General features: G+C 67.1%; 12 protein-coding genes. 6 read left to right on the forward strand and 6 right to left on the reverse strand.

Annotated elements, in window-relative coordinates:
• Nucleotides 1-42: 42 nt before the first annotated feature.
• The 5 genes from QYL93_RS16055 to QYL93_RS16075 all read right to left on the reverse strand — a co-directional run bounded on the left by QYL93_RS16055 (nt 43) and on the right by QYL93_RS16075 (nt 3547).
• Nucleotides 43-1206 (reverse strand): ABC transporter substrate-binding protein, encoded by a 1164-nt coding sequence (locus tag QYL93_RS16055; protein ID WP_057268597.1) that lies wholly within the window; start codon nt 1204-1206, stop codon nt 43-45.
• A gap of 204 nt (nt 1207-1410) precedes the next feature.
• Nucleotides 1411-1770, reverse strand: coding sequence for a hypothetical protein (locus QYL93_RS16060; protein WP_305744577.1), 360 nt, complete (start codon nt 1768-1770; stop codon nt 1411-1413).
• 99 nt (nt 1771-1869) lie between these two features.
• A complete protein-coding gene (locus QYL93_RS16065) occupies nt 1870-2268 on the reverse strand; it encodes a roadblock/LC7 domain-containing protein (protein WP_305744578.1) in 399 nt (132 codons plus the stop codon).
• Complete coding sequence (locus QYL93_RS16070; RefSeq protein ID WP_305744579.1) at nt 2265-2834, reverse strand: ATP/GTP-binding protein; 570 nt, start codon at nt 2832-2834, stop codon at nt 2265-2267. Before QYL93_RS16070 ends, QYL93_RS16065 begins: the two co-directional genes overlap by 4 nt.
• The gene (locus QYL93_RS16075; protein WP_305744580.1) at nt 2831-3547 is read right to left on the reverse strand and encodes a hypothetical protein; all 717 of its coding nucleotides are present in this window, start codon (nt 3545-3547) and stop codon (nt 2831-2833) included. The genes QYL93_RS16070 and QYL93_RS16075 overlap by 4 nt, the downstream gene beginning before the upstream one ends.
• Nucleotides 3548-3863: 316 nt before the next feature.
• Here QYL93_RS16075 and QYL93_RS16080 point away from each other — a divergent pair, with 316 nt between their 5' ends.
• The 3 genes from QYL93_RS16080 to QYL93_RS16090 all read left to right on the forward strand — a co-directional run bounded on the left by QYL93_RS16080 (nt 3864) and on the right by QYL93_RS16090 (nt 8057).
• The gene (locus QYL93_RS16080) at nt 3864-5939 is read left to right on the forward strand and encodes an ATP-dependent helicase (protein ID WP_305744581.1); all 2076 of its coding nucleotides are present in this window, start codon (nt 3864-3866) and stop codon (nt 5937-5939) included.
• A gap of 221 nt (nt 5940-6160) precedes the next feature.
• The gene (locus QYL93_RS16085; RefSeq protein ID WP_305744711.1) at nt 6161-7333 is read left to right on the forward strand and encodes a phospholipase A; all 1173 of its coding nucleotides are present in this window, start codon (nt 6161-6163) and stop codon (nt 7331-7333) included.
• Between the two features lie 337 nt (nt 7334-7670).
• A complete protein-coding gene (locus tag QYL93_RS16090) occupies nt 7671-8057 on the forward strand; it encodes a hypothetical protein (protein ID WP_057204010.1) in 387 nt (128 codons plus the stop codon).
• Between the two features lie 70 nt (nt 8058-8127).
• Here QYL93_RS16090 and QYL93_RS16095 read toward each other — a convergent pair whose 3' ends face one another.
• Nucleotides 8128-8616, reverse strand: coding sequence for a universal stress protein (locus QYL93_RS16095; RefSeq protein WP_305744582.1), 489 nt, complete (start codon nt 8614-8616; stop codon nt 8128-8130).
• A gap of 99 nt (nt 8617-8715) precedes the next feature.
• Here QYL93_RS16095 and tgt point away from each other — a divergent pair, with 99 nt between their 5' ends.
• The 3 genes from tgt to QYL93_RS16110 all read left to right on the forward strand — a co-directional run bounded on the left by tgt (nt 8716) and on the right by QYL93_RS16110 (nt 11696).
• The gene (gene tgt, locus QYL93_RS16100; protein ID WP_305744583.1) at nt 8716-9888 is read left to right on the forward strand and encodes a tRNA guanosine(34) transglycosylase Tgt; all 1173 of its coding nucleotides are present in this window, start codon (nt 8716-8718) and stop codon (nt 9886-9888) included.
• A 25-nt stretch (nt 9889-9913) separates the two neighbouring features.
• Entirely contained in the window at nt 9914-10432 is a 519-nt protein-coding gene (locus QYL93_RS16105) for a hypothetical protein (protein ID WP_305744584.1), read from the forward strand.
• Nucleotides 10433-10544: 112 nt separating this feature from the next.
• Entirely contained in the window at nt 10545-11696 is a 1152-nt protein-coding gene (locus QYL93_RS16110) for a GGDEF domain-containing protein (RefSeq protein ID WP_305744585.1), read from the forward strand.
• Nucleotide 11697 lies beyond the last annotated feature (1 nt).

Below are 11697 nucleotides of genomic sequence, written 5' to 3' on the forward strand. Positions count from 1 at the left end.
CGCCATCGCCCCTGGCGGGCACCAGGGCGCCCAGGCGGCCCCTCACTGCTTGCGCTGGATGATCAAATTGCGCTTGGCATCCTCGGGATAGGCAAACGTGATGGCGCCGTTCTTCACCGCGCCGATCACCAGCATGTTGCGCGTGATGGCGTCCTTGTCGGCGGTGCTGAACGGTTTGTCGTAGGTGGCGACCACGCCGTAGTAGGTCTTCATCTTGCCCTCCAGCGATTCCTTGAGCGCCGGGCCGTTGAGGTTGCCGTCGCGGATGCCCAGGAAGGAGTACATGAGCAAATAGGTGGCATCGTAGGCATTGGCTGCCGCCATGGGCACGGCCAGCTTGCGCTGGAACTTGCGCGTGTAGCTCGACAGAAAGGAGGCACGGCGTTCGTTGCTCGGCTCGGCGATGAAGGTCTGCACCATCAGGGCACCCTCGGCCGCATCGCGCGCGCCATCAAGGAAGTAAGGGAACGACAGGGTCCACGGCCCCACCTGCGGCGCCTTCCAGCCCAGGGTCTTCTTGCCATTGGCGATGACGGCGTTCTCCTGCCCCACGGTGTAGCTGAAGACCACGTTGGCACCTGCGGTGCGCGCGGCTGCGAGCTCGGCGGTGAGGTCCTTCACCCCCAGGTCGAAGCGTGCCACATGCACGGGTTTCAGGTTCTTGGCGGCCAGCGCGGCCACCACGTCGTTGTAGCCGCCTTCGCCATAGCCGGTCTTGTCGGCGAAGATGGCAACCTTGTCCCAGCCGCGCTTGACGATGTCTTCCACCATGAAGGGGGCCTGCAGCGCGTCGCGCCCCTGCACGCGAAAGATGTAGCTGTCGGCCGGCGGGTACTTGGCGGTGACGGCCGTGCCCGACGCGCAGGGCACGATGAGCGGCGATTTGGCGTCCTGGAACAGGTCGATGGCCTTCATCGCCACGCCGGTGTTGCAAAAGCCGATGGTGGCGACCACCTTCTCAGCCAGCAGGTCCTGCGAGACCTTGCGCCCCTGGTCGGGGTTGGCCGCATCGTCCTTGACCACCAGCTCGAGCGGCCGGCCCAGGTAGCCGCCGCCGGCATTGATCTCGTCCACCGCCATGCGAATGCCGTTGAGCATGGGCACGCCGAAGTCGGCCGATGCCCCGGTGAACGGCCCCACCACGCCGATGCGCACCGGGGCCGTGTTGCCGATCTGCGCGCGGGCAGGCAGCGCAGCCAGGGCCATCGCCACACAGGCGCCCAGAATGAAAAATGCCCCACTCCACCCTGCATGTTGCGGCGCAGTGGCTATGGGGCGCGATGGCGCGAGGCTCTTGGTCGGCATGGCACGGCCTTTCGGGCTTGTCTCGTTGGTCAGTGCAGTATCAAAGTGCCAACAGACCTGGGACAGCGGGGTTTCCCGCAGGAAGGCGCGTGCCAGCGCGTGCCGTCAGAATTCGATCAGCTTCTCGACGTCCTGCACCTTGCGGCGGGCCAGGGCCAGGTTGGCGCGCGCCTTGTCGAGCACCAGGTAGATGAAGATGCCTTCCTTGGTGGCCAGGGGGCGGATGATGTGGTACTGCTTGCCCAGTGTGATCAGGATGTCGTCGATGGTGTCCTGCAGGCCCAGCGCCTGCATGGTCTTGTTCTTGGCACGCACGACTTCGGTGTTGCCGGCGGCGGCCAGTTCCATGTCCACCCCCGTGCCGATGCTGCCCAGCAGCATGCCGCTGCCACTGTCCACGATGGCGGCGCACAGCGCACCTTCCACGGCCTGCAGCTGGTTCAGGGATTCATTGAGAGTCGCCATTTTTCGTTTCCTTGTCGTTCATTCACACTGGCTGGAAGGGAGAGTGAACGCTGACCGCCAATGAAAGCCAGCGCCCGAAATGCATCGACCAGAGACCGGTCAGGCCCGGGACATCTCCTGCATCACCTCGCCGGCCGCCCACAGGGCGCGGCCGAGCAGGGCATCGCTGCCCAGCACCAGGCACAGGATGCAGGGCACCGGCGCATCGATGGACTGGAAGACCACGGTGCTGCCCTCGGCCTCGAAGGTCAGGCGCTTGCACTGGGGGCTCTGGATCTCGCGGCCCACGGCACGGGCCATGGCCATGAGCGAACTGGCCATGGCCGACAGGCGGTTGGCCTGCAGGTCGCTGCGGTTGCGCAGGCAGGCGATCTCAAAGCCATCGGGTGTGGCCAGCAGGGCCAGCTGCAGGCCGCTGATGGGCGCGGCATGGGTATCAAGAGCGCGCTGGGCCGTCTGGGCCAGTGCTTCGGAAATCAGGGGGAAACTGCTTTTCATGGGGACTCGCTGCGCAGGGACAACATCGACACAAGCACGCCGAGCGCCTGCAGCACGTCGGCACGCTTTCTCACATCCACCTGCAGCACCGGCACCACGCCATGGCCGGCGGCCTGCAATCCATCGGCAAAGCCCTGCATGGTGGCGGCAGATGCCGGGCGGGTGCTGAGCACCAGGGCCAGCGGTGGGTGCTCGGCCGCCGCAGCCTCGGCCAGCAGGGCACCTGCGGCCTGCATGGCATCGGGCGCATTGGCGTCGACCATGACGAACACGCCCACCGAGGCGGACACGACCCACTGGCGCAGGAAGTCGAAGCGGTCCTGCCCCGGGCAGCCGCAGACCTGCACGAACTCGCCATCGCCCAGGTCGATCTGGCCGAACTCGGCGCCCACGGTGGTGAACTCCTTGGCGTGGGCCTGGCGGTCCAGGTTGGGCACGTCGGAGGCGACCATGTCGTCGCCGCACAGCGCACGGATGGCCGTGGTCTTGCCCACGCCCATGGGGCCCATGAAGGCGATGCGCGGCATGGGGGCAGCGCTGGAATAGGTCTTTACCGAAGCATTCATGGGCGGTTGGCTCCTGTCAGCCAGTGGGACAGGCGACGCACGAAGCCCTGGGACACGGCACCGCCCGCGCGGGACGGCGAGGCCGCAGCGGGCACCGCCTGGGTGGGGGCAATCACCTGCAGCACCTTGCGATGCGCCAGCTCCCGCAGCAGCATGGCCACCATGGCGGGCTCCAGGCCGCTGTGCGCTTGCAGCTGATGCGCCGTCACGGGCTGGCGGGCCAGCAGGGCCAGGGCGCTGACGTAGCCTGCACTGTCGAACGGGGCGCCCAGGAACACCCAGGAGCCCAGGCGGTAACGACTACCCTGCGCGGCGGCCATGGCGGCCGAACCCACGGCGGCAGGCGCTGCAGGCTGTATGGTGCTGTGGGCAAACGACCGCGCTGGCTGTGCCGCAGGGGCAGGCGTGGGCGCAGGGGGCGCAGCCTGCACCGCCACGGCGATGGGGGCGGCATTCTGCCGCGCCTTCCAGTCGAGCAGGAAGACCGCCGCACGATCGAGGATGTCGATCAGGTCGGCCACGGTGTAGTCCTGCGGCAGGCGCCCCACCCAGGTCTGCGCAAAGCGTGCGCCAGGCTGTTCGTGGCCCACCCAGATCACGCACGCGGGCATCGGCTGCAGGCGCATCAGGTTGGACGATACGTCGAGCATGGCCACCTGCGCCTGGGCCAGGGGCGACTCGCGCCACGCGAACACCGATTTGCGCGAGGCCACGCCAAACAATTCTGAAAACCGCGCGCGCAGTGCGGGAGCCAGCAAGCTGGTTGCCAAATCCCCCTTCAGATTGGTCTTCACACAAATACCCCGTGGTGCAGAAAGCAACTAATCAGTTTAAGTGAGCCCTCCATTCGCGACCAGTACAAAACCGTATCAGCCAGGTTTTGTGACAGTAGTTGACCTTTCTGTGGTCAATTGTTCACAACGGGGCTCGCGAGGTGCCCAAGGTATGATTCGCCACCCCCTTGCCGAAAGCACGCCGCGCGCCCTCCCGCGCTGTGCGCGTCACCCTTCCCTGCCCGCTGCTTCCCCCATGTCTTTCGGTCTCAACCTCGCCCAGCTCCAGGCTGTCCACTACACCGAGGGTCCCTGCCTCGTGCTGGCGGGCGCCGGGTCGGGCAAGACGCGGGTGATCACCCAGAAGATCGCGCACATGATCGAGCGCGGGCTCGATCCCAAGCGCATTGCGGCCATCACCTTCACGAACAAGGCCGCCTCCGAAATGCGCGAGCGCGCCAAGGGCCTCATCGGCCGGCGTGCCAAGGACGTGCTGATCTGCACCTTCCATGCCCTGGGGGTGCGCATGGTGCGCGAGGACGGCTCGGTGCTGGGCCTCAAGCCCCAGTTCAGCATCATGGATGCCGACGACGTGACCGGCATCCTCAAGGAAGCCGCCGGCGGCACGGTCGACATGGCCACCGCGCGCCAGTGGCAGTGGGTCATCAGCGCCTGGAAGAACAAGGGTCTCACGTCCGACGAGGCGCTTGCGCAGGCGGCAGACGACAACGAGCGCAGCATTGCCGTGCTGATGGCGCGCTACGAGGAGCGCCTGGCCGCCTACCAGAGCGTGGACTTCGACGACCTGATCGGCATGCCGCTGCGCCTGCTGCGCGATTTCCCCGAGGTGCGCGCCAAGTGGCAGGCGCTGCTGGGCCACGTGCTGGTCGACGAGTACCAGGACACCAATTCCACGCAGTACGAGTTGCTCAAGCTGCTGGTAGGCGAGCGCGCCCGCTTCACGGCGGTGGGGGACGATGACCAGTCCATCTACGGCTGGCGCGGCGCCACCCTGGACAACCTGCGCAAACTGCCCATCGATTTCCCGACCCTGCAGGTCATCAAGCTGGAGCAGAACTACCGCTCCACCAGCGCCATCCTGCGCGCGGCGAACAACGTGATCGGGCCCAACCCCAAGCTGTTTCCCAAGACGCTGTTCAGCGAACTGGGCGAGGGCGAGCCCGTGCGCGTGATCGACGCCGACAGCGAGGAACACGAGGCCGAGCGCGCCGTGGCGCGCATCATGAGCCTGCGCGCGGCAGCCAACCCGCCGCCGGACTGGAAGCAGTTCGCCATCCTGTACCGCGCCAATCACCAGGCCAAACCCTTCGAGAAGGCGCTGCGCCGGCAGAACATCCCCTACAAGGTGTCGGGCGGCACGAGCTTCTTCGACCGCGCGGAGATCAAGGACCTGTGCGCCTGGTTCCGCCTGTGGATCAACAACGACGACGACCCGGCCTTCCTGCGTTCCATCACCAGCCCCAAGCGCGGCATCGGGCACACCACGCTGGGCTCCCTGGGTGAGTTCTCCACCCAGCACAAGCAGAGCATGTTCGCCGCGCTGTTCAACGGCATGCTGCCGGCGGCCGTGCCCAAGCGCGCGCTCGATGGCCTGCACGAGTTCGGCCGCTACATCAACGACCTGGAACACCGCGCCCGGCACACGCACGGCGCCGAGGCCTCGCGCGCCTTCCTGGCCGACTGGCTCAAGGAAATCGGCTACGAGCAGCACCTGTACGACGGCGAAGACAGCGAGACCGTGGCCGCCGCGCGCTGGACCAACGTGCTCGAATTCTGCGACTGGATGGCCCAGCGTGCTGGCGGCCAGATCGACGACACCTCGGGCACGCCCGTGGCGGCCGAGAGCAAGAGCCTGCTGGAGGTCTCGCAGACCATCGCCCTGCTGTCGACCATTTCGGAGCGCGAGAAGGAGCAGGACATGGTGGTGCTCTCGACCCTGCACGCCTCCAAGGGGCTGGAGTGGCCGCACGTGATCCTGGTGGGCGTGACCGAGGGCATGCTGCCCTTCAAGCTCGATGACGACGAGGGCCGCCAGAAGGTGGTGGCCGAGGACACGCAGCAGCGCCTGCAGGAAGAGCGCCGCCTGATGTACGTGGGCATCACCCGCGCCCAGCGCACCCTGGCTGTGAGCTGGACCAAGCGGCGCAAGAAGGGCCGCGAGATGGTGCAGGCCCGCCCCAGCCGCTTCATTGCCGAGATGGGGCTGGACCGCACCACTGCGCGCGAGGACCCGCGCGAGAAGCTCAGGGCACTGCGCGCCGAGTTTGCCGCCAAGGCTCAGGCGGCTGGCAGCGCCACGCCGCCGCCATGATGATGGGCCCACCCGGAACCCAAGGCATGCAAGTCGGGATCAGCGCCGACAACCCATGGCGGCCCGACTCTGGAAGAATGGGCCCCGACACGAAACCCAGCGATCTGGCCGGACCAGGACGTCCACAGCCATCGCCGCAAGGAAGTACCAGACACATGCAACAACCTCACAGCACCTTCTCTCCCACGCCTCGTCGACCTGCGCAGGCTGGCACGCCGGGCATGATTGCAGCCCGCCGCACCGCAGCCCTCGCCCTGGCGGTGCTGGCGCCCGCCGGCGCGGCCTTCGCCCAAGGGACCGCCACGCCGACCATGGCTCCCGGCAGCAGTACCAAGGCAGACCAGGCCGCCTGGCGCCGCTGCGCCGCACTGCCCGACGACAACCAGGCGCGCCTTGCCTGCTTCGACCAGTGGGCCGGCCAGCAGGCCTGGCAGTCGCCCGCCGCCACGGCCGAGGCGGCCAACGCCGTGCCGGCTCCGGTGGACACCACGCTGCCCGCCACGCGCATCATCGAAGTGGCGCGCACCGAAGGCTGCCGCGACCCGCAATACAGCGATCTGTCGCGCTTCTGGGAGCTGGAGTCGGGCAGCGACTGCGGCACCTTCAGCTTCCGTGGCTACCGCCCCATCACGGTATCGGTGGCGGCAGGCAGCAACGTGAACCGCATGCCCACGTCGACCGCAGAGGGCAGCTCGGCCACCGAATCCACGCCCTACCGCCGTACGGAGAACCGCATCCAGCTGTCGGTGCGCACCAAGGTCGCGCAGGGCCTGCTCACCCAAGGCCACCCCACGCTCAAGGATTCGGTGTGGTTCGGCTACACGCAGCAGTCGTACTGGCAGCTTTTCACGCCCGAGCTGTCGCGTCCCTTCCGCACGACCGATCACGAGCCGGAAATGATGTACGTCTACCCCACCGACGCCAAGCTGCCCTTCGGCTGGCGCTGGCGTTACAGCGGCATCGGCCTGGTGCACCAGTCCAACGGCCAGAGCAAGCCGTTGTCGCGCAGCTGGAACCGCGCCTACCTGATGACGGGGCTGGAACTGGGCAACGATATCAACGTGCGCGCCCGCCTGTGGAAGCGCCTTTCCGAAAGCGCGAGCAGCGACGACAACCCCGGTATCAGCGACTACATGGGCCGCCTGGAACTGGCCGCCTTCTGGAACTACGACAAGGACAACACCCTGGGTGCCACGATGCGCCATTCGCTGGCCAACAGCGACCGGGGCTCCCTGCGGGTGGAATGGCTGCAGACCCTGGGCTCGGGCTTCCTGGGCAGCAAGAGCAACCTGCGCCTGCACACCCAGCTGTTCAGCGGCTATGGCGACAGCATGATCGACTACAACCGCAAGCGCACGGTGTTCAGCCTGGGGCTGAGCTTGGTGGACTTCTAGGCTCCCCCTGAGTCGCTTCGCGCCTTCCCCCTGAGGGGGACGCCCACGGTGCGTCGGGGCGGCCCTTGCACGGGGGCACTAGCCTTTGCCGTGCGTTTTTTACCATCGGCAGGCGATCTCAATCGCCGTTGAAGGTGGCTCGCCCAAGCCTCTCACAAACCGTTACTCAATTGCGGTCAAGTTTCATTTGCACATGCCGAGGGGCCGCGCACAATGGCACGCGCACCGACTGGCATGGCTGCATGCGGACACGCTTCGATAAGAGCGGTTTTCCGGCCCCATTCCCTGCGATTGCCCTGTGGTGCGCCCTCGACAATGACCCCAGAGAGGAACCACCATGGACATGCAATACCAGCTCAAGGCCGGCAGCTACTACCTGTACGACATGCGCGATGAGCCCAGCGCCGTGACGGGTGAACGCAGGTTCAAGCTCAAGACCGATACGGTGGCCATCGCCTTCGATGCGCACACAGGCGAGGTGCACCAGCATGGCAGCCCTACGCGCATCCAGTCCTGGGCCAACAACACGCGCCGCCGCCTGCGCGCGGCCGGGGCACAGGACATGGCCAACGACATCGTGGTGGTGTCGGGCCCGCTGCCGGTGGACGAGCTGAACAAATGCCTGTGGGTCAACGGCTATGTGCGGCGCATGTTCTCGCGCCTGGCCAGCCTGCCCCACGGCAAGCTGCAGCGCACGGCTGAACCATTCCGCAAGGCGGCCTGACGGTCCCCTCTGCTGCATTCTCTCTGCCACAAGGGCCGCTCATGCGGCCCTTGGCACATGGGGATGTGCTTCAGGTCATGGCATCGGCCGTGCCATCCTCCTGCTCCGGCTCCACCTGCATCGCCACGTCGGCATGCTTGACGATGGTCACCGGCACGGAGCTCGCGTGGGCCACCTCCTGCGACACCGAGCCGAGCAGGGCACTGCTGATGGTCCCTTGCCCGCGCGCACCGATCACCACCAAGTCACAGCCGCTGCGCTCGATCATGTCCACCAGGGTGTGTGCCACGTCGCCTACGCCGATGTCGGTTTCGTAGGCAACGCCAGCGGCATCGAGCAGGGCACGGGCCGGGGCCATCAGGTGTTCCCCGGCTTCCAGGCTGGCGGCGGCAATCAGGTCCGCGTCGCGCGCTGTCACCATTTCATAAAGGGTGGCGGGCTCCTGCACATTGGCCAGCACCATGCTGGCCGACAGCCCCTGGCGCACCAGGCCCAGGGCATGGTGCACGCCGTCCAGGGAGAGGTCCGAGCCGTCCACGGCAATCAGGATCTTGAACATGGGGTTCTCCTTCCGTTGGTATGGGGTTCAGTGTACCGACACAGGGGCCTAACGGCACCCATGGCCTCATGCACCGCACGGTCTGGGACAATGCGGCCCATGCTGCAGTTTGACCTTCTCACCACCGACCCCGCCAGCCACGCGCGCCGGGGCATGCTCACGCTCAACCACGGCGTGGTGCAAACACCGATCTTCATGCCCGTGGGCACCTATGGCACCGTCAAGGGCGTGATGCCGCAAAGCCTGCACGACATGGGCGCGCAGATCATCCTCGGGAACACCTTCCACCTGTGGATGCGCCCGGGACTCGATGTGATGGAGAGCTTCGGCGGCCTGCACGGCTTCGAGCAGTGGAACAAGCCCATCCTCACCGATTCGGGAGGTTTCCAGGTCTGGAGCCTGGGCGCCATGCGCAAGATCACCGAGGAGGGCGTGACCTTCGCGAGCCCCGTAAACGGCGACAAGCTGTTCATGTCGCCCGAGGTGAGCATGCAGATCCAGACCACGCTCAACAGCGACATCGTGATGCAGCTCGACGAGTGCACGCCCTACGAGACCAAAGGCCACCTGACGAGCGAGCGCGAGGCGCGCCAGTCCATGGAGATGAGCCTGCGCTGGGCCAAGCGCAGCCAGGACGAGTTCCACCGGCTGAACAACCCCAACGCACTGTTCGGCATCGTGCAGGGTGGCATGTACGAGAACCTGCGCGCCGAGTCGCTGGAGCGCCTGGTGGAGATGGACTTCCCCGGCTACGCCGTGGGCGGCGTCTCCGTGGGCGAGCCCAAGGACGAGATGCTGCGCATCATGGCGCACACCCCGCACCTGCTGCCAGCCCACAAGCCGCGCTACCTGATGGGCGTGGGCACGCCCGAGGACCTGGTGGAGGGCGTGGCCCAGGGCGTGGACATGTTCGACTGCGTGATGCCCACGCGCAATGCACGCAACGGCACCATGTTCACGCGCTACGGCGACCTCAAGATCCGCAACGCCCGCCACAAGAGCGACCACCAGCCCCTGGACACCAGCTGCACCTGCCACGCCTGCGCGGGCAAGAGCGGCATCTCGTGGGAGGCAGGCGGGCGCGAGGGCTTCAGCCGCGCCTACCAGCACCACCTGGACCGCTGCGGCGAGATGCTGGGCCCCATGCTCACCAGCATCCACAACCTGCACTACTACCTGAACCTGATGCGCGAGGTGCGCGAGGCGCTGGACGCGGGCACCTTCGCCCAGTTCCGCGCCCAGTTCAAGGCCGATCGGGCGCGCGGCGTCTGACCCCCGGCCCCGCAGCCCACCCACCGTGCCACCCATCCTGCGCAAGCTGCTGCTGTGGCCGCTGCGCCTGATCGCGGGCCTGGCCGGCTGGCTGCTGGCGCTGCTCATCGTCTTCGAGGAATGGGGCTGGGAGCCGCTGCAGCGCGTGCTGGCGCGCATCGGCCGCTGGCCCGGGCTGCGCTGGATCGAGGGCGCGGTGCGCAGCCTGCCGCCCTGGGGCGCAGTGCTGGTGTTCGCCCTGCCCTCGCTGATGCTGCTGCCCATCAAGCTGCTGGCGCTGTGGACCATCGGCCAGGGGCATGTGCTGCTGGGCATGCTCATCATCGTGGCCGCCAAGCTGGCGGGCACGGCCGTGTTGGCGCGCCTGTTCACGCTCACCCAGCCGGCCCTGCTGCAACTGCGCTGGTTTGCCTGGCTGTATGGCCACTGGACGCGCATCAAGGCCGTGCTGCTGGCCCGTGTGCGCGCCTCCTGGCCCTGGCGCGTGGGCCGGGTGCTCAAGCGCCAATGGCGCCAGCGCTGGCAAGCATGGCGCGCCAGGTAGCCAGAAGCCACGTTCGGCCTGCCAGGCACCTGTCCGCGCTGAAAAGCGACTGCCAGGGCGGTGTCATGGTGCCCCTCGATAATCGGCGCGATACCTCTGCGCACACGACTCCATGGACTTCCAGCTCGACCTGGCCACCGTTCTCCTTCTCTACAACACCTCTCTCATCGCCGGTGCCCTGAGCATCTTTCACATCCGCCGCCACTCGTGCCGGCCGCAGGGCCTGGCGCCTCTGGCTACGGCCTATCTGATGCTGGCGGTGGGGGCGATCCTGGCCTGGCGCGGCGAGAGCGCAGCCCTGCCGATGTGGATGTGGACCCATGGCAGCCTGCTGCTGGGTACCGGCGGGTACGCCCTATTCTGGGCAGGGGTGCGCGGCTTCAGCGGCCGCAGGCGGGTGCCCTGGCGGGCCGTGGTGCTGCTGCCACTGGCATGCCTGGTGGTGGGCATCGCCACGGGATTTCCCCTGCAGAACCTGCTGCGCGCAGGCGCCTTCCACGCCACGGCCACACTGGTGCTGGCCGCCTGCACATTCGAGATACTGCGCGACCGCCGCAGCGAGCCCCTGCCTTCACGCATGCTGATGGCCGCCTTTCTGGGACTGAGCGGCAGCATCTATGCCTTGCGGCTCGCCTACATCCTCAGCGGCACGGCCGGCTCCACCGGCTTTGCCTGGGCGTTCTACGTTCAGATGTTCTGCCACTTTGGCATGGCACTCATGGTGGCCGCACTGTCCAATGAACGCGCCGAGATCCGGCTGGAGCAGGCGGCCCACACCGACCCGCTGACCGGAACCGGCAACCGGCGCTGGCTGGAATCGCGGCTACCCGCTCTTCTGCCGCCCCAGAGCGCCATCGCCCAGCTGGACCTCGACCACTTCAAGCAGATCAATGACCGCTTCGGCCATGCCGTGGGTGACCGGGTGCTCGTGGAGTTTGCCCGGTGCCTGCAAGGACAACTGCGCAGCTCGGACCTGCTGGCGCGCATGGGAGGCGAGGAGTTCGTGGTCTACCTGCCAGCGGTGACGCAGGCGGAGGCCCAGGCGATTGCCGAGCGGCTGTGCGCCCATGTCGCCATGCTGCGCATCGAGATACAGGGGTCGCCGATTTCCGTCACGGTGAGCATAGGCCTGGCCTGGGTGCATGACACCTGCACCCCTGCGGACACGTGGTTCAAGAGAGCCGACGATGCCCTGTACCAGGCCAAGCAATCGGGGCGCAACCAGGTGATTCTGGCGACAGGCACTGCCGCGCAGGGGGCCTGAG

It is taken from the genome of Acidovorax sp. A1169 (assembly GCF_030704685.1).
GTDB lineage: Bacteria > Pseudomonadota > Gammaproteobacteria > Burkholderiales > Burkholderiaceae_C > Acidovorax.